General features: G+C 43.4%; 15 protein-coding genes. 14 read left to right on the top strand and 1 reads right to left on the bottom strand.

Annotated features, from left to right (window positions below; all coding sequences use genetic code 11):
• Positions 1-449 precede the first annotated feature (449 nt).
• The 4 genes from J7E35_RS17985 (at position 450) to J7E35_RS17970 (ending at position 5,278) form a co-directional block, all read left to right on the top strand.
• Positions 450-1,652 carry a S1C family serine protease gene (locus tag J7E35_RS17985; RefSeq protein WP_214782054.1) on the top strand — a complete coding sequence of 401 codons (1,203 nt, stop codon included), beginning with the start codon at positions 450-452 and terminating at the stop codon, positions 1,650-1,652.
• Between the two features lie 12 nt (positions 1,653-1,664).
• Positions 1,665-2,543, top strand: coding sequence for a peptidylprolyl isomerase (locus J7E35_RS17980; RefSeq protein ID WP_251041076.1), 879 nt, complete (start codon positions 1,665-1,667; stop codon positions 2,541-2,543).
• Positions 2,544-2,966: 423 nt separating this feature from the next.
• A complete protein-coding gene (gene zupT, locus J7E35_RS17975; protein WP_214782051.1) occupies positions 2,967-3,776 on the top strand; it encodes a zinc transporter ZupT in 810 nt (269 codons plus the stop codon).
• Between the two features lie 260 nt (positions 3,777-4,036).
• Complete coding sequence (locus J7E35_RS17970) at positions 4,037-5,278, top strand: S8 family peptidase (protein WP_214782048.1); 1,242 nt, start codon at positions 4,037-4,039, stop codon at positions 5,276-5,278.
• Positions 5,279-5,869: 591 nt separating this feature from the next.
• Here J7E35_RS17970 and J7E35_RS17965 read toward each other — a convergent pair.
• Positions 5,870-6,937 (bottom strand): CAP domain-containing protein, encoded by a 1,068-nt coding sequence (locus tag J7E35_RS17965; protein ID WP_251041075.1) that lies wholly within the window; start codon positions 6,935-6,937, stop codon positions 5,870-5,872.
• Between the two features lie 282 nt (positions 6,938-7,219).
• Between J7E35_RS17965 and J7E35_RS17960 the strand changes: the two genes are divergently transcribed.
• The 10 genes from J7E35_RS17960 to J7E35_RS17915 all read left to right on the top strand — a co-directional run bounded on the left by J7E35_RS17960 (position 7,220) and on the right by J7E35_RS17915 (position 18,906).
• Positions 7,220-8,215 (top strand): hypothetical protein, encoded by a 996-nt coding sequence (locus tag J7E35_RS17960; protein WP_214782042.1) that lies wholly within the window; start codon positions 7,220-7,222, stop codon positions 8,213-8,215.
• A gap of 330 nt (positions 8,216-8,545) precedes the next feature.
• On the top strand, positions 8,546-9,832 hold the full coding sequence (kynU, locus tag J7E35_RS17955; RefSeq protein WP_214782084.1) for a kynureninase: 1,287 nt from the start codon (positions 8,546-8,548) through the stop codon (positions 9,830-9,832).
• A gap of 15 nt (positions 9,833-9,847) precedes the next feature.
• Positions 9,848-10,675 carry a tryptophan 2,3-dioxygenase gene (kynA, locus tag J7E35_RS17950; RefSeq protein ID WP_214782039.1) on the top strand — a complete coding sequence of 276 codons (828 nt, stop codon included), beginning with the start codon at positions 9,848-9,850 and terminating at the stop codon, positions 10,673-10,675.
• A 207-nt stretch (positions 10,676-10,882) separates the two neighbouring features.
• Positions 10,883-11,509, top strand: a complete 627-nt coding sequence (gene kynB, locus J7E35_RS17945; RefSeq protein WP_214782036.1) for an arylformamidase — start codon at positions 10,883-10,885, stop codon at positions 11,507-11,509.
• A 149-nt stretch (positions 11,510-11,658) separates the two neighbouring features.
• Positions 11,659-12,291, top strand: a complete 633-nt coding sequence (locus J7E35_RS17940) for a TetR/AcrR family transcriptional regulator (protein ID WP_214782034.1) — start codon at positions 11,659-11,661, stop codon at positions 12,289-12,291.
• Between the two features lie 265 nt (positions 12,292-12,556).
• Positions 12,557-13,441: an ABC transporter ATP-binding protein gene (locus J7E35_RS17935; protein ID WP_214782033.1), complete on the top strand. Its 885-nt coding sequence runs from the start codon at positions 12,557-12,559 to the stop codon at positions 13,439-13,441.
• A gap of 3 nt (positions 13,442-13,444) precedes the next feature.
• A complete protein-coding gene (locus J7E35_RS17930) occupies positions 13,445-14,242 on the top strand; it encodes an ABC transporter permease subunit (RefSeq protein WP_214782030.1) in 798 nt (265 codons plus the stop codon).
• Positions 14,243-14,257: 15 nt separating this feature from the next.
• Positions 14,258-15,055: an ABC transporter permease subunit gene (locus tag J7E35_RS17925; RefSeq protein ID WP_214782028.1), complete on the top strand. Its 798-nt coding sequence runs from the start codon at positions 14,258-14,260 to the stop codon at positions 15,053-15,055.
• Between the two features lie 844 nt (positions 15,056-15,899).
• Positions 15,900-17,312 (top strand): protoporphyrinogen oxidase, encoded by a 1,413-nt coding sequence (gene hemY, locus J7E35_RS17920; RefSeq protein ID WP_214782025.1) that lies wholly within the window; start codon positions 15,900-15,902, stop codon positions 17,310-17,312.
• 130 nt (positions 17,313-17,442) lie between these two features.
• Complete coding sequence (locus tag J7E35_RS17915; protein ID WP_214782022.1) at positions 17,443-18,906, top strand: PAS domain-containing sensor histidine kinase; 1,464 nt, start codon at positions 17,443-17,445, stop codon at positions 18,904-18,906.
• Positions 18,907-18,919 lie beyond the last annotated feature (13 nt).

Genomic DNA, 18,919 nt, shown 5'->3' with positions numbered 1-18,919 from the left:
GAGGTCAGGATGGTCGATAGAAGGGGTATAAAGACCATCCAAAGCAGAAAAAGTGATCACGATGGTCGATAGAAGGGGTATAAAGACCATCCAAAGCAGAAAAAGTGATCACGATGGTCGATAGGAGAGTTGTAAAGACCATCCAAACCAGAAAAAGAGACCAGGATGGTCGATAGAAGGGTTATAAAGACCATCCAAAGCAGAAAAAGAGGTCAGGATGGTCGATAGAAGGGTTATAAAGACCATCCAAAGCAGAAAAAGTGATCACGATGGTCAATAGAACAGTCCTAATACCATCAAGTAAATGGAGTTCCTTCGAAAAATGCCCCCTCTATGGTGTAACAGCAAAATCTTCCCAATCTTTTAAAATCCTCGCCGCAGTTTGTTAATAATTTGTTCATAATTTCTGGTTAAGATGAAGACAAGTTAGAAGCGAGGAGGAAAAAAACATGAATGAATTTGAACAGCGTTCCCGTTATCAAGAACAGGAGCCGGTCAAAAAGTCATATAATTTCAAAAGTATCCTGTCGACTGTCATGGCCGGGGTAGTAGGCTCGGCGATTACACTTGCGGCGGTCAATTTTACAGAAGCGGACGCAGGAAATCAGCAGCAGCCTCAAACGGAATCAGCCGCGGAAAGTAATTCAAATATCGTAACGACACCAACTTCAACAAATAGTTCTGGATCAATTGCTGATATTATCGAATCTTCTTCAAAATCGATTGTGGGCATTACCAATATCCAATCCGAAAACAATCCTTTTTCCGGAAGTCAGGGCAATGTAGAAAGCGGCTCTGGTTCAGGGGTTATTTTTAAAAAGGAAGGCAATAGTGCTTTCATTGTGACAAACAACCATGTCATTGAAGGAGCATCTAAGGTGGAGGTCAGCTTATACAATGGGGAAAAGGTTGCGGCAGAGGTTGTCGGGGCAGACGCATTGACTGATTTAGCCGTTGTCAAAATCGATGCTGCTAAAGCTTCGGATGTCATTGAGTTTGGTGATTCATCTGTCTTAAGGGCTGGAGACCAGGTGCTCGCGATTGGAAACCCGCTTGGCCTTGATTTATCGAGGACGGTAACACAGGGTATTGTCAGTGCGGTAGACCGCTCCATCTCAGTACCGACTTCTGCTGGGGAATGGGAAATGAATGTCATCCAGACGGACGCAGCAATCAATCCGGGCAACAGCGGCGGTGCGTTAATCGATACGAATGGCAAGGTGATAGGAATCAACAGCTTGAAAATTTCCCAAAATGGCGTCGAAGGTCTAGGCTTTGCAATTCCAAGCAATGAGGCTTTGCCAATCGTCAATCAGCTGATAGAAAAGGGGAAAGTGGAACGCCCATATTTAGGTGTAAGCCTTGCTGATCTGGCGCAAATTCCAGATATGTATCTTGAGAACCTTCCTGACAGTGTCGAATCAGGTACAATGGTTACCTACTTAGACCCAAATTCGGCGGCAGCCAAAGCGGGCCTTCAGGAGCAGGATATCATCGTTGGTATCAATGATGAAAAGGTGGAACAGGCCAGTGATTTAAGAAGATTCTTGTACACGAAACTTCAAACTGGGGACCATGCCGAGTTGAAAATATACCGTGACGGCAAGCAGCAAACCTTGAAGGTTGATTTGTCTGCTTCAAGCGCTGAATAATGGAGGAAAATGATGAGTGCTTTTATGAAAAACAATAAACTGCCTATTATATTTGGAGTGATCGTTTTAGGTCTTCTCTTAATCTTTGCGACAGCTTTTACAAGAACAGAAACTGCCGCGAGCATCAATGGCGAAAAAATCACCAAGGAGGAACTGGATACTAAATTGACCGAAATGTATGGCCCTGATATTTTGGATTCGCTGATCACAAATAAAGTGATTGAAATGGAAGCGGCGAAGGAAAAGGTGAAGGTGACCGGCAATGAGATAGATGAAGAGCTTAAGAAGCTTGAGGAATCTTATGGCGGTGAAGAAGCTTTCGCGGCCGCGCTTGAGCAAAACCAGGTGCCAATGGACAGAATCAGGGAGGACATCGAGGTCTATCTGCTCGCTGAAAAAATGATCGGTTCGTCAATAGACGTGAGCGAAGATGAACTGAAGACGTATTTTGAGGAAAATAAAGACTCTTTTGACCAGAAGGAACAGGTAAAAGCGAGTCATATATTAGTGGAGGACGAAGCGACGGCCAAGAAGGTCAAGGAAGAGCTTGATAATGGAAAAAATTTCGCTGAATTGGCAAAAAAATATTCAACGGATACAAGCAATGCTGATAACGGAGGCGACCTCGGCTATTTCGGAAAAGGAGAAATGGCTGAGGAATTCGAGAATGCTGCATTTGCACTGGAAACCGACGCAATTAGCGAGCCGGTAAAAACGGAATTTGGCTACCATATCATCAAGCTTGTTGATAAAAAAGCTGCGAAGGCCGCAAAGTTTGATGATCACAAGGGTGAAATTAAAGAATTGTTATTTGACCAGAAAATCCAGGCAGAATACCCAAACTGGCTGGAGGAGAAAAAAGCAGAATATAAAATTAAAAGTTATTTATAGTTAATCTGAGCCCCTGCAGTGTTTGCAGGGGTTTTTCTTGTTCCTTGCCTCTGTCACCGGGAGGCATTCAATCCCGGAGTGTCGAATTCCATTGTAAATATCTAAGTGATTTTATGTAAAAGTGCGGTTATCTATCAAACAATTATAGGAATTCTTAAACAATTTAGTTGCAGGTCAAGTTTCCTATGCGATAAAATGTTGACCAAAGGAAACTTTTTGACCCACACGCATATATTATTTTTACAAAGGACTCCTGCACCCAAAAAGTTGACTCAAGGAAACATTTTAGAGTAAGTCCATCAATTGAAGCTTATCTCTGAATGTGAAACTTTTTCAAGCAGTTGCATAGACTAAGAATTATTGTTTTCCTTTTTGAAAATTACACGGGTCAGGTCAAATATTCATATTCAAAGGAGAATAAAAATGACAGAGGAGATTTTATTTGCTTTCGGCTTGACTTTATTCGCAGGTCTTGCCACCGGGATCGGAAGTATTCTCGCCTTTTTTACATCGCGGACCAATACAAAGTTCCTGTCGCTCGCACTTGGTTTTTCTGCCGGAGTCATGATTTATGTATCGATGATCGAGATCTTCGTAAAAGCGAAGGACTCCCTTGTATCGGCGCTGGGGGTGCAATCAGGAAACTGGGCAACCGTGGGTGGTTTTTTTGCCGGAATCGTGTTGATTGCATTGATCGATAAGTTCATACCAAAGCAAGGAAATCCACATGAACTGAAAAAGGTCGAGGACATGAATACACCTTCAAAAGCAGCCAATGATGCGGCCCTTTTGAAAATGGGTACCTTCACAGCTCTGGCAATCGGGATCCACAACTTTCCGGAAGGAATCGCTACCTTCACCTCTGCAATTCAGGACCCTGCTTTGGGTGTGGCCATTGCCATCGCGATCGCCATTCATAACATTCCAGAGGGAATCGCTGTTTCTGTACCAGTTTATTTTGCGACTGGCGACAGAAAGAAAGCTTTTAAACTATCATTTCTTTCAGGTCTTTCCGAACCGATCGGCGCACTTGCGGCATACCTATTCTTGATGCCGTTCCTGAATGATATTATGTTTGGCGTCATTTTCGCAGCTGTAGCCGGAATCATGGTGTTCATCTCACTCGATGAATTATTGCCGGCTGCAAAAAAATATGATGAATCCCACCTCGCTATCTATGGCTTGGTAGCAGGTATGGCAGTCATGGCGGTTAGTTTGCTTTTGTTCATCTAAAAAACAAGTGCTGGATATCCTATTATTTTCCAAACGACAAGAGTGACCTGTAAAAAAATGGTCACTCTTTTTAGTGCTTTCGATATTGGGAAAATTCAAAAATAGTCAGATAAGCATGTGACTTTTATCTAAACGTGCAAAATTACCTGATTCTAAAGACTTAAAAATGAACAAATTAGCATATTGTTAATGTCAGAAAATTTTAAATATAATAGAGTTGTAAAACCAGCAGCACCATCAAAATGCAGAGGAGTGGTTGGATGAAAAAAAGAAAAGCACTAGGAGCAGCGCTACTAAGCATGACAATGGGTTTATCGATGTTCACGGCTGGGGCATTTGGCCAGGCACCAGAGGCACAGGATACATACCGGGTTTTGGTCCAGGGTCCTGCAGCTGAAAAGGCTAAGGCAAAAGATCAGTACGGCAAGAGATGGGATTTCGGAACGAAAGGTTTTACAACAACAGTCAATGCCAAGCAATACCAGGCACTATTAAAAAATAAGAATCTGCAAGTAGAAACAGTTTCCCAGGTACAGCTGGAAGCCAAGCCAGGTTCTAGCGCCCAGGCAGCACCAACTGATCAAACTCCATGGGGAATGGAAGCAATCTATAATGATAACAATATTCAGGCCACTTCTGGTGGTAGTGGCGTCAAAGTAGCGGTTCTCGATACCGGCGTCAATGTAGCCCATACAGACTTAGCCGGCAGCGATGAACAATGTAAGGATTTTACTAACCGCAGGTCGCCATTAGTAAATGGATCTTGTTCAGATAAAAATGGTCACGGAACTCATGTTGCAGGTACTGTACTGGCACACGGAGGATCTGGCCAGGGAATTTATGGGGTAGCACCTGAAGCAGATCTTTGGGCTTACAAGGTTCTGAATGACCAGGGCTCAGGCTATTCCGATGACATCGCAGGTGCAATCCAGCATGCTGCAGATGAAGCAGTTCGCACAGGCTCGAAAGTCGTCATTTCAATGTCACTAGGATCCAGCAGCAAGAGCACATTGATTGCCGATGCAGTTGACTATGCATACGGAAAAGGTGTCCTCGTGGTTGCAGCGGCTGGTAACAGCGGACCGACTGCCAATACAATTGGTTATCCAGGTGCCTTAACAAATGCAGTAGCTGTTGCCGCTTTAGAGGATGTTCAGCAAAACGGTACATACCGTGTCGCAGACTTCTCATCCCGCGGTAACCCGCTGACTGACGGTGACTATGTGATCGGTGAGCTAGATGTGGAACTATCCGCACCAGGAAGAGCGATCGAATCAACATGGTTTGACGGTTCTTATAACACAATCAGCGGAACATCAATGGCGACTCCGCATGTATCCGGACTTGCAGCAAAGATTTGGGCTGAAAATCCAAGCATGAGCCATACACAACTTCGTTCGGAACTTCAAAACCGCGCAAAAGCGAACGATATCCTTGGCGGATCAGGAGCAGCATCTGGTGATGACTATGCATCAGGCTTCGGGTTCCCTCGCGTGAAATAGTTTGGAAAACCGCTTGATCGTCTGATGACGATTGAGCGGTTTTTTGTTAATTATGGGATTAGACGATGAAGGCAGTCATGGTTTATTAATCTCCGAACTGGAAAAAAGGCGTGGAATTACCAATTCGCCAATATAATTTGATTTTCGCCAATAAGTCATTGGTTTTCGCCAATAAAATGAGGAAGTCGCCAATAAAGTTGTGAAAATCGCCAATATAATTTTTTTCAGGAAGAAAAAGGCATGATATTAGTGGCATTTCAATGAAAAAATCATGCTGTTAACAAGGGGGGAGCCGATTTTATAGGAAAAATCTTAATTATGTAGAGAAAATAGTGGTTTTAAATTGTGGAATCTCTCTTTTGTATAGCGATTTTCTGATTTTAAAGGGAAAAAGTAATTATTTTTATGCCACTATCAATTTTTTTATAGCGACTTTTCTTTTTTATAGCGAGTTTCGACTTTTTATAGCGACTTTTTTAATTTTATAGCGACCTTTTTAATTTTTATAGCGAGTTTCAACTTTTTATAGCGAACTGGAAATTACCCGCGATTTTTTCCAGCTATAAAAAAACCGAGCCACTAAGACTCGGTTTAAAACTTCCTCTTCGAATAAAAGTTCTCGGTAAAATAAGGCTCATGCTTCGGTCCGAAAGCGACACCAACACCGAGCAGTTTGAAGTCCGACTTCAGGATATTTTCGCGGTGTCCGAGCGAGTTCATCAATCCTTCGTGGGCGAAAATGCTGCTGAATTGTCCATATGCGAGATTCTCTCCGGCGACAGAAAACGCAATATCATCCTCTTCCATCCTGTCAAAAGGTGATTGTCCTTCTGGGTTTGTATGGCTGAAATACGAGTTTTCCGCCATATCAGCACTGTGCTTGCGGGCAGTTACCCTGACCGGATCATCCCAGTTAAGAAGCCCCAAACCGTGAACCACCCTCGAAGCATTGGTCAGGTCAAACAGCTGATATTCAAAACCTTCCTTCAATGCCTCACTCGCTTCGGTATAAAAGCCTGCCTTGCTTTGTTCCAGCTTCTCGCTGACAATCTGGATTGCACTGACACTATTATTTCTATGTTTATCATAAAATACCGTCACATAGCTGTCGTCCAAATGATAGACATCATAATCCTGGTCCTTTTGGAATTGGTAATAAACAAGCCCTTTCCTGATCTCGCCAAGTGGTTCACCAAGCGTCTGACGCACTGTTTCCTTAGGGTTACCATACTTGAGGCCATTTTTGGCAGCGATCAAATCCTGGTTTGTATACAAAGCATTTGCGATCCCATCTTTGCTGTAGGAAACCATGATGAAGTTCTGGAAATTTTCATGATAGGCATGCCACTCAGTTCCATACTCGTTCACGGAAACTCGTTTTGGGCTGCCAAGCTGTTTTTCAACTTCATCCTTCGCATCGCCAATTCCGATATTATGAATCGTAAAGGTTCTCTCGGAAGGGGTCTCCAGCTCCGGTTTAGCCACTTTCGGCAAAAGGTTTTGTTCATCCTGTGTCAATTCTTCCTTCTTCTCATCAAGTTTCCATAACAACTGATTGATCCCGCTGTTGACTGTTTCCAATGCTTTGCTGAGTTCGGGGTTTTCTTTTAATTTATTTATTTCATTATTTAAATTTTGAATATCTTTTTCATTCGTCAAAAATGGCCATGCAAAATAAAGCAGGGCCCCTAAAATTAAAAGTGAAAACAATCGTCCCAAGGTTTTTCACCATCCTTTATTCCTTATCACCAATATACCCATTAATACTTGATTGAAAAAGCATACTAGCTTGGAGGCAGGGCAAACTTTGTATGTAAAACTATCCAGCTTCATTATTTGTGAAATGTTTCGCATAATGTTCATAACTCTTATGTTAAATTCTTATGGATTAGTTGTATTATTACTATCTCAGTAGTGTTTATATTACCAGGAGGTCTTATCTTGAAAAAACTATTACAAATCATTATTATAATCGGACTTATTCTGACACCCTTTTATACAAATGCCCATGTGAAATGGTTTACCGAAGTGGCGCCTAGGAAAGAAAGTATTGAAAACATTTTATCGCCGTTATTTATGGGGTTAGCGCTACTGGCGGCTGTGGTTCTCGCGTCACTGACGTTAATCATCCCAAAAATGGCACAATGGCCGCTAATTAAAAAGTGGGATGATTTCCTTTCAAGCTTCCGTAAATATTCCAGATACTTATTAAAATACGGAACAGCCCTGGCATTGATCATCCAGGTTACAAACGGTACCTTATTTGCACCGGAGTTCCACTTGGACAGCACCTTGATGACGATTTTAGCGTGGGTTACGATTGCCCTGCTTCTTGTGCCGCATCATATCGCGACAAAAATAGGGGCGGCCATATTACTGATATTATTCATTATGGTGACTGTGAAGCACGGAATTTTCTATATGCTTGATTACGGTTTTTATGTTGCAATCATCGGCGTGCTGCTTGTTGGCAAAACGAAGCTGGAGAAGGTTGGCTTCCCGTTTTTGTATTTGGGGACAGGGCTTTCCCTATGCTGGGTGGCTGTTGAAAAATGGGTATACCCTACGATGTCGCTTGATATCGTCGCAAACCACCAGGTGCCCACTTTCGGCTTTGAACCAGCAGCCTTCATCGTGATGGCGGCTTTTGTTGAATTTGTTGTCGGCTACTTGCTGGTAGTTGGTATCCTGAACCGGGTGCTAGGTTTCGTTGTCACTACCATTTTTATTTTAACGACCATGTTATTCGGTTTTACAGAAGTGATCGGCCATTTCATGATTCATATCGTTCTGATCATCTTCATCATCGAAGGCGTTTCCTTCTATAACCCGCCAATCAAGCTGCACAAGACAAGAGTCGACCAGTTCGTGTTTATATTTTTGAACTTCATTTTCGTTCTGTCGACCTTTGTGCTGATCTATTATCGTTTTGCTTAAACAGCCTTCAATGGAGGCTGTTTTTCCTTTTTAACTAAAGGCTGTTTTCGATAAAATTCTAAAGCAGATTTTAACGTAATATAAGGGCATTTTGCAGGGAGGTATAAAGTTTGCATGCTCTTTTCTCACAAAAGAGTCAACTTTGCGAAGAAAAATTGGGCATTCAATCCTATTTTGCAGTCAATAGCAACAAAGTTTGAGAAAAGAGCCTAAATAAAACAACTGACCAAGGCGCTTCCGCATTTCTTAGAATTATCAGACCTTTTGTTGACGCTTCCTTCTGTTCTTGTTACGATTTCTCTAGTTGCAAATGGGATGGGAGAGATGATGATGAAGCCTTATTCTTTTGAACCTGATGCGGAATTTGCCGCACAGCTTGACCGGGAAGATATGCTGGCCCGTTACCGGGATGAATTTTACTTGAAACCTGATTGTATTTATCTTGATGGAAACTCGCTTGGTCTTCTTTCAAAGAGGGCTGAACAGACATTGCTTGAATCATTGGCTGACTGGCGCGAGCTTGGCATCGATGGCTGGATGGATGGCAGGCATCCTTGGTTCTATTTATCTGAAAAACTAGGAGGATTGACTGCTCCGCTTGTTGGTGCTTCCCCTGAGGAGGTTATTGTAAGCGGATCCACAACCGTCAACCTGCATCAGCTGGTCGCTACCTTTTACAAGCCGGAAGGCAAAAGAACAAAAATCCTCGCAGACGAATTGAATTTTCCTTCCGATATCTATGCACTGCAAAGCCAGCTGCGAATCCATGGCTATGATCCGGATTCGCATTTGGTCAGGGTGAAGAGCAGGGATGGAAGGTTTCTTGATGAGGAAGACATCATTGAGGCAATGACGGAAGAAATTGCGCTTGTCGTATTGCCGACTGTTTTGTACCGCAGCGGGCAAATACTTGATATGGAGCGGTTGACAAGAGCTGCCCATGAACGTGGAATCATGATTGGTTTTGATGGCTGCCATTCCATTGGCGCGATTCCGCATGCCTTCTCTGACTGGGGAGTCGACTTTGCTTACTGGTGCAGCTATAAGCATCTGAATGGCGGACCTGGAGCTGTAGCCGGCCTTTATGTGAATTCAAAGCATTTCGGCGCGAAGCCGGGACTTGCCGGCTGGTTCGGTTCGAGAAAAGACAAACAGTTTGATATGGAGCATATCCTGATACCTGCTGAGAATGCGGGGGCGTACCAGATTGGAACCCCTCATGTATTGAGTCTTGCCCCTTTGCTGGGCTCTTTGGAAATGTTCGCTGAAGCGGGAATCGCGAACATCCGTGAAAAATCATTAAAGATCAACCGATATTTAATGGACTTGATTGAGCAGGAGCTTGGCGACGCCGGCTTTAATATCGGCAGTCCAACAGAAGATTACAGACGGGGCGGCCATGTCAGCCTCGAGCATAAAGAAGCAGCAAGGATTTGCAAGGCTTTGAAGGAAAAAGGGATCATTCCTGACTTCCGCGCTCCGAACATCGTCCGTCTAGCACCTGTAGCTCTTTATACTTCATATATAGATGTCTGGAATGCTGTACAGATTTTAAAGGAAATTATGGATGATAAATTGTACGAGAAATACAGCAATGAGCGCGGAGTTGTGGCGTAGGGGAGGAGTCCGGGAATGAAGGAAGAGCAAAAACATCAAATTCATACCGATTTTTCAAAAGAGCTTTCTTATGGAAGTTACTTGCAATTAGATAAAATTTTGTCCAGCCAGCAGCGCCTGTCGGATCACCATGATGAAATGCTGTTCATCATCATCCACCAAGCCAGCGAACTGTGGATGAAGCTGATTTTACATGAAGTGACCGCGGCGATTGACTGCATCCGTAAAAATGACCTGGAGCCGAGCTTCAAGATGCTCTCAAGGGTGTCGAGAATCCAGCAGCAGCTGATCCAGTCATGGAGTGTCTTGTCGACGCTGACTCCGGCTGAATATATGGAGTTCCGAGACAAGCTTGGCCATTCATCAGGATTCCAATCCTACCAGAACCGATTGATTGAATTTGCTCTTGGCCAAAAAAGCGCACATGTACTGTCTGTTTACAAACATGATCCGCAACTGTATAAACAAATGGAAGATGCGCTTCATGAACGGTCGATATATGATGCAGCGATCAGTGCGATGGCGATGCGCGGCCTGCCTATAGATGATGCGGCCCTAAATCGTGATTGGTCTGCTCCGTACGAACCAAATGCCAGTGTCGAGGAAGCGTGGCTTACGGTGTACCGTAACGTCGATCAATATTGGGACCTGTATGAGCTTGCTGAAAAGCTTGTCGATATCGGCAGCCAGCAGCATCTATGGCGTTTCAACCATATGAGTACAGTGGAACGGATCATCGGCCACAAAACGGGAACAGGCGGCTCCGCCGGTGTATCCTACTTGAAAAAGGTCGTCGACCATCGATTCTTCCCTGAGCTATGGAGCCTCAGGACGAAGCTATAAAAGAAGGTTGTTTTCGAAAAGTGTTGTTAAAATCCTAAAGCCGATTTTAACGTATATAAAGCCTTTTTGCTGGTCGGTATTAAGTTTGCATGCTCTTTTCTCATTATAAAGAGTCAAGTATGCAAAGAAAAAGTGTCATTCAATCCTATTTTGCAGTCAATAGCAAAAATTTTTGAGAACAGAGCCTAAAAGAAAGAAGGAAAAAGTATGGGAAATTGGATTGATATTTCGCAGGTTTTAAATAATAGCATTCCCGTTTGGCCGGGTGACACGCCATTTCAATATGAAGTGAGCTGGGGAATGGAAGAAAGCGGCTCCGTGAATGTCGGCCAGGTGACAATGAGTACGCACACCGGCACACACATCGATGCGCCTTTTCATTTCGAAAATGATGGAAAGAAAGTCATCGAGCTGGATTTCAACCTATACATTGGACCTGCTCTTGTGATACATGTGGAGAAGCCTGAAAGTATCGGTATTAAAGAGCTGCAAGGCGTGGATCTGAACGGAGTGGAACGTCTGTTGATCAGGACCGACTCGTGGCAGGATAAGACTGTATTCCCGGAATCGATTCCACATATCGAGCCGGAACTGGCAGCTTTTCTTGCTGGACATGGTGTGAAATTGCTTGGTCTTGACTTGCCATCGGTCGACCCATTGGACAGCAAGGAATTGAGTGCCCATCATGAATTGAACAACCAGGGTATTCATATTCTTGAAGGACTGGTCCTAGATAAAATTGAACCAGGAGAATACGAGCTCGCTGCACTGCCTCTGGCGTTGGAACAGGGTGACGGCAGTCCTGTGAGGGCGGTAGTTCGAAAACTGAAGTAAACTGGAAGGCTGCCCGATTATGGGCGGCCTTTTTATGTGGTTGATAAAATATGTCGAAATGTTTGCTTTTGATGCTGTTGACCAAAGTGGTCAATAAGGAGTAGAATATAATTGACCGATGTGGTCAATGTGCTTTTAAGGAGGGTGACATGTCTTCAAAGTTTTTAGGCTTAAATCCAGAGAAGCAGGAGCGGATCCTGAACGCTGCTCTAAAGGAGTTTGCCCAAAAAGGATACGAAAATGCTTCCACAAATGAAATCGTAAAAGCAGCAGGGATTTCTAAAGGCTTGCTATTCCACTACTTCTCGAATAAAAAAGAACTATACTTGTTCCTTCATAATCACTTTGTTGATGTTTTAATGGAAGAATTCTTCAGTGAATTGGATTTCAGCGAACGAGATATCTTTGAGCGGCTCAAGAATCTGATGATCCTCAAGAACAGGTTAATGGCCAGACATCCAGAGATATTCGACTTCATGATGTCCGCCTCGCAGGAAGCTTCTGACGAAGTGAAGGAGACTTTGGCCAATGCCAATACAGAACTGATTCACACCAGCTATGGCAGATTATTCGAGAATATTGATCTTTCAAAATTCCGTGAAGGCACAGACATTCAACGAGCGATCAACATTATCATGTGGACGCTTGAAGGCTTCAGCAGCCAGGCACTTGAAAAGGCAAAAAAACTGAACGAAGGAATTCTGGATTTTGATGAAGCGTTTAAAGAAGCAGAAGTATATATTGATATGCTGAAGAAATCGTTTTATAAGAACGAGGTATAAGGGCGAGAAAACAATCAGTAAAAAGTTGCACAGCCGTAAATAAATATTCGGACCAACCGAAAATAAAAAATGCTTCCGTAAATAAACACGGACCAACCGTAAATAAAATCCGTCCAACCGTAAATAAAAAATGTCCAACCGTAAATAAATTCGGACCGACCGTAAATAAACTGTGCTTAACCGTAAATAAACACGGTTCAACCGTAAGGGAAGGTTCACACATAAACCTGAACATAGATAGAAAAAGGATCTGGGAGGGTCTGGCATGAACGTGATTGAGATTAACAATCTGACGAAAATGTACGGCAAGGCCAGGGGAATTGAGAATGTCAGCTTCGATGTAAAAGAGGGAGAGGTTTTCGGGTTCATAGGACCGAATGGTGCGGGAAAATCCACAACAATCCGAACGCTGCTGTCACTGATTTATCCGACGAGCGGCAGCGCGACTATTTTCGGCAAGGATATCATCACAGCTGCACCGGAAATTAAAAAAGACATCGGCTATCTGCCCTCTGAAGTTTTTTACTATGACAATATGAAGGTCATGGATCTGCTCAAGTATTCCGCAAGCTTTTACAAAAAGGATTGCACGAATCGAATCAAAGAGCTTGCTGACGTCATGGAGCTGGACCTGACGAAGAAAATCGATGACCTTTCACTTGGAAACAAGAAAAAAGTCGGCATTGTCCAGGGGCTGCTGCATGAACCGAAGCTGATCATTCTTGACGAACCGACGAGCGGGCTTGATCCGCTCATGCAGCAGAAGTTCTTTGACCTTCTTGAAAAAGAAAACAAGAAAGGCGCGACAATCCTGTTTTCGTCCCATATTCTCAGTGAGGTGCAAAGGCTGTGTGACAGGGTCGCCATCATTAAGGAAGGCCGGATTGTCACTGTCGAGAAAATCAGCACGTTGAAAGAAAACACTTATAAGAAATTCAAAATCGAATCCAAATCCGACATCGATAAAAGTCTTTTTGATATCGAAGGTGTGAACCAGCTTGAGCAGGACGGCCGAACAATCAGCTTCCTTTTCAGGGGCAACATCAACTCCATCATGAAAAAAATCGCAGAAATCGAGATAGCCAACCTCTGGGTGGTGGAGCCTGACCTTGAAGAGATTTTCATGCATTACTATGAAAAGGAGGAATAGACGATGAATATATTCCTTCATGAACTGAAGGCATATCGAAAATCGACGATGATCTGGACCTTGTCATTGGTGGCGCTAGTGGTGTTGTTTTTATCAATGTTTCCTTCCTTTTCAAAGGATGCGGAAGAGTTCAAGACACTGCTTGAAGGTTTCCCGGTTGAGTTGAGAAAAGCGATCGGATTGTCGGTGGATAGCATTGCGACAATGATTGGTTTTTTCTCGTATGCGTTTCTGTACCTGAAGCTGGCGGGCGCCATTCAGGCTATGAATCTTGGAACCTCGATTTTATCTAAAGAATCCCGGGAAAAAACAGCGGACTTCCTGCTCACAAAACCAGTTACAAGGGCGCAGGTCGTTACTGCGAAGCTGCTGGCGGCGCTGTTTTCCCTGGTTTTCACCAATATTGTTTTTATCACAGTGACTTTCGTGATGGCATCAATTGTCGAAGGTAAAGATTTTGACAAGGCAGCTTTGTTCCTGATTGCTATCTCCCTGTTTTTCATCCAGCTTATGTTCATGGCACTGGGAATGATTATTTCAGTGATTATCCCTCGGATTAAATCCGTTATTTCCGTTTCACTCGGTACTGTGTTCGGATTTTTCATGCTCGGGATGATCAGTTCGACGACAGATGATAAGGCGCTGCGTTATTTGACGCCTTTCAATTATTTTGACTCTGCCTATATCACAGAAAACATGAGCTATGAGACTTCTTTTATCCTGGCCGGTGCACTTTTTATCATCGCAGCAGTCATAGCCAGTTATTATTTGTACGGTAAAAAGGATGTCCATTCCGTTTAGGGAGGAGGGAAAATCATGAATCTTTTTAAAAGGGAAATGAAAGCAAATCTCAAGTCGCTGATCATTTGGAGCATCGGTGTCATTTTCATGGTTGTTTCGGGCATGGGCAAATACTCAAGCCTGGAAGGGACCGGGCAATCAATGAATGCACTGATGGCCGACATGCCTAAATCACTCCAGGCAATCATGGGTACTGGTTCGCTCGATTTGTCGACACCTATCGGTTATTATGGGGTCCTATTCTTGTATCTTGCCGTGATGGGAGCCATTCATGCAGTGATACTCGGATCGACGATCATCGCCAAGGAAGAACGGGATAAGACGGTGGAGTTCCTGCTGGTCAAACCTGTTTCGAGGTCGAGAATGATTACATCCAAGCTGTTGGCGGCTTTGGTCAATGTTGTGATTTTCAATGCAGTGACCTTCGCTTCCTCTGTGGGAATGCTCCAGAGATATGCGGAAGGTGAAAACGTGACCGGGGATATTTCCTTACTGGTGGCCGGAATGTTCATCCTTCAGTTGATCTTCCTCGTAATCGGTACAGCGATTGCCGCAGTTTTTAAGAATGCTAAAAAAGCCACATCTTTGGCAACAGGCATCCTGCTCATCCTCTTCATTCTGTCGATTGCAATTGATTTGACTGAAAAGCTGGATGGATTGAAATTCCTTACTCCATTCAAGTATTTTGACGCGAAGCTGGTTTTGGAGGAAGGCGGATTTGAACCGTTTTATCTGGCACTGTCAACCTTCTTGGTGCTGGGACTCACAATTGTGACCTTTGTCTTTTACCGAAAAAGAGATATGAATATATGATTCCTGAGCAAATCATACCCTTATGCGAGGTTTTCGTCTGCTATAAGGGTACGATAAAGACCGAATCGTATCCTTATGCGAGGCTTTTGTCTGCTATAAGGGTACGATAAAGAGCGAATCGTACCCTTATGCGAGGCTTTTGTCTGCTATAAGGTACGATAAAGAGCAAATCATACCCTAATGCGAGGTTTTCGTCTGCTATAAGGGTACGATAAAGACCGAATCGTATCCTATGCGAGGCTTTTGTCTGCTATAAGGGTACGATAAAGAGCGAATCGTATCCTTATGCAAGGTTTTCGTCTGCTATAAGGGTACGATAAAGAGCGAATCGTACCCTTATGCGAGGCTTTTGTCTGCTATAAGGGTACGATAAAGAGCAAATCATACCCTTATGCAAGGTTTTCGTCTGCTATAAGGGTACGATAAAGAGCGAATCGTACCCTTATGCGAGGCTTTTGTCTGCTATAAGGGTACGATAAAGAGCGAATCATACCCTTATGTAAGGTTTTCGTCTGCTATAAGGGTACGATAAAGAGCGAATCGTACCCTTATGCAGCGGCCCAGCATTCCATAAGGGTACATTTCATTAAAAGACATCTAGTACCAGCGAAGGAAAGATACATGATTCCGAAAGAATCCCTCCAAATCGCACCCGTTTCTGCAAATTCCGCAAATAGGAAATCCTTCGTTATTTTCTCCAAATTCTTCGTTCACATTTTAGTAAAAAAACTCCCATCTTCCTTTTAATTTCCGGTGCTATACTTTAAATATGTTAAAAACTTCACATACCTAGTTAATTCAACTATAGGATAATCAATACATTACTAAAGAATAGGTGAGCGGAATGGAAGAAAAGAAGGTCATTGTTGTTGGCGGCGGGATCACCGGGCTGGCGGCAGCATATTATCTCCAAAAGGAAGCCAGGGAAAAGCGATTATCCATAAAAGTGAAATTGATTGAGGCAAGCGAACGCCTTGGTGGTGTCATCAGCACTGAAAAACGGGACGGATTCGTTATTGAAAGAGGTCCAGATTCGATCATAGCGAGAAAGAAGAGTGCGATGAGATTGATAGAAGAAGTTGGCCTCAAGGATAAAATCATTTCCAACACAGCCGGCAAATCTTATATTTACGCTAGAGGCAAGCTTCACACGATGCCCGAGGGTTCTTTCATGGGCATACCTACGAAGGTGACGCCGTTTGCGTTATCGGGATTATTTTCACCTCTGGGGAAATTGCGTGCGGCGGGGGACTTTATTTTACCAAAAGGCGAGCCGAAAGCAGACCAGTCACTTGGAGCATTTTTCCGTTATCGGCTGGGCGATGAGGTGGTCGACAATCTGATTGATCCATTACTGTCAGGTATTTATGCAGGCGACATTGATGAACTGAGCTTGATGTCATTGTTCCCGAACTTCTATGAAATTGAACAGAAGCATCGGAGCCTGGTGGTTGGACTGAATAAATCGATGCCAAAGCCGCCGAAGACAGCCAAAAAGCCTGGCTCAAAAAAGGGCATGTTCATCTCATTGTCAACGGGCCTCGAGGAGTTGATCCACCGGGTTGAAAGCCGCCTGGAAGAGGGGACGGTCATGAAGGGAAATGCTGTGAAAAAGGTAGCGAAGACAGGAAATACCTATCAAGTTCACTTCGAAACTGGCGAAGTAGAAGCAGCGGACAGTGTCGTCATTACTACTGATCATTTCCATGCCCAGCGTATGCTTTCCGAATACGCATTTATGGAACAGTTTACAGATATGCCGTCCAATTCCGTGGCAAATGTCGCGATGGCATTCCCGAAATCAGCAATCGAGAAAGATATCAATGGTACTGGCTTCCTCGTTTCAAGGAACAGCGATTTCAGGATAACTGCATGTACCTGGACGCACAAGAAATGGCCTGGCACATCTCCTGATGATATGGCCTTGCTCCGCTGCTATGTCGGTAAACCGGATGACCAGGAAGCAGTTGATTTGTCAGATGAGGAGATCGTCGAGCTGGTATTAAGAGACTTGAATAAGACAATGAACATTACCGCAAAACCCCTCTTCCATGTCATAACAAGGTGGAGAAAAGCGATGCCGCAATATACGGTCGGGCATCTTGAAAGAATTGCCCAAGTTAAAAAGCAGCTTAGCCGGGAACTTCCTGGTGTCTTCCTTGCCGGAGGGTCATTTGAGGGAGTGGGCATCCCTGGCTGTATCGACCAGGCGGAATCTGCGGTGGAAAAAGTAATCAGCCATCTGACTTCAAAGTAATATCTGCCGCTGTCTTTCAAAAGATAGCGGTTTTTTACTTTTAATAGTATGATAGCCAAATATTTCTTTTTAAATATCTAAATCTTCTGTAAAATAGATTTATAAGGAATAAAAGTTTGGAGAGATCTCTATGCGTAATAGTTTCCCAATATTCGGGACAGATGATGAAACAATCTATAATCCTAATGAACTGCTGAGTTTATTTTTGGATTGCACGGCTGACGGATTTGCTATTGTCGATATGGAGAATCGATTTTTAAGAATCAACCATAAGTACACTGAAATATTCGGCTATACAGAAGAAGACTTGATTGGAAGAACCTTTTATGAGTTCTCAAACCCTGATTATGTTCCAGGAATCATAGCCCAAGTCAAGAATGGCAAGGCTTTTACAAATATGATAACCCAGCGATATCATAAAGACGGATCAATGCTGGATATTGCGGTCTCCTACTCTCCTTTTCGGAATAAGCACGGGAAAATCATCGCAATCATTGCGATTTATCGTGACATTACCAAAATGGTGAACATGGAGCGTGAACTGAATAGAACCCGGGAATTGTACGAATTGATCACCGAGAATACGACTGACATGATCAAGGTGATTGATAAGAATAAAGTGATAGTGTATGCATCACCCTCCCATGAAAAAGTAATCGGTCTGAAGCCAGAGCAAATTGTCGGCAAAAGCTTGAGTGAATTTTTGACACCTGATGAAGATGTCATTCTTGATAAAAAGCTTGAGGAAATTCTGGAATCAGGTGAACCCCAAATTTTACGGAAGAAGTTTACGACCTGTGACCAAAATACGGTTTACACAGAGTACAATTTTTCACCGATTTACAATGAGAAAAAAGAGATAGAGTCATTTGTCAGTGTCGGCAGGAATATTACCGACCGTGTCAAGCAGGACGCCACGATCAGAAACCTGGACAGGCTTTCCATCACCGGACAGCTGGCAGCAGGAGTGGCTCATGAAATTCGCAATCCGCTTACTTCATTGAAAGGTTTCTCGAAATTATTGCAGACATGTCTCGATAAGGAGAAGCAGGAGGATTACCTGGCTATCATCATGAATGAACTTGACAGGATCGATACGATAGTCAATGAGTTTATGTCACTTGCAAAGCCGCAGGCGGTAAAGTTTGTAAAGGGAGACATGAAGTCAATCCTGGACAGCACAATCAAAATAATTCACCCGCAAGCATTGTTGCATAATGTCCAAATCATCACTAATTATCAAGAAAAGAATCTCATGCTTTCATGCAATCCGCACCAGCTAAAACAGGTATTTTTAAACTTTATGAAAAATGCGATTGAATCCATGCCTGAAGGCGGGAAAATTCATATTGACCTTCAGATGAAAGGTTCGGGGAAGGTGCAGATAAGCATTTCAGATGAGGGAACGGGCATCGAAGCGGACCGGCTTAGATACCTTGGGACGCCTTTTTATACGACAAAAGAAAAAGGGATTGGACTTGGATTGACGGTGAGCAATAAAATCATCCAGGAGCATAATGGAACAATGAAGATCATCAGTGAAGAGGGTAAGGGGACAACAGTGATTGTTGAACTGGATTGTTTGGAAACGTAGGCAGAGAACTCAT

The organism is Bacillus sp. ISL-45 (assembly GCF_018613195.1).
Classification (GTDB): domain Bacteria; phylum Bacillota; class Bacilli; order Bacillales; family Cytobacillaceae; genus Mesobacillus.
This window is presented reverse-complemented; position numbering and strand designations above follow the sequence as displayed.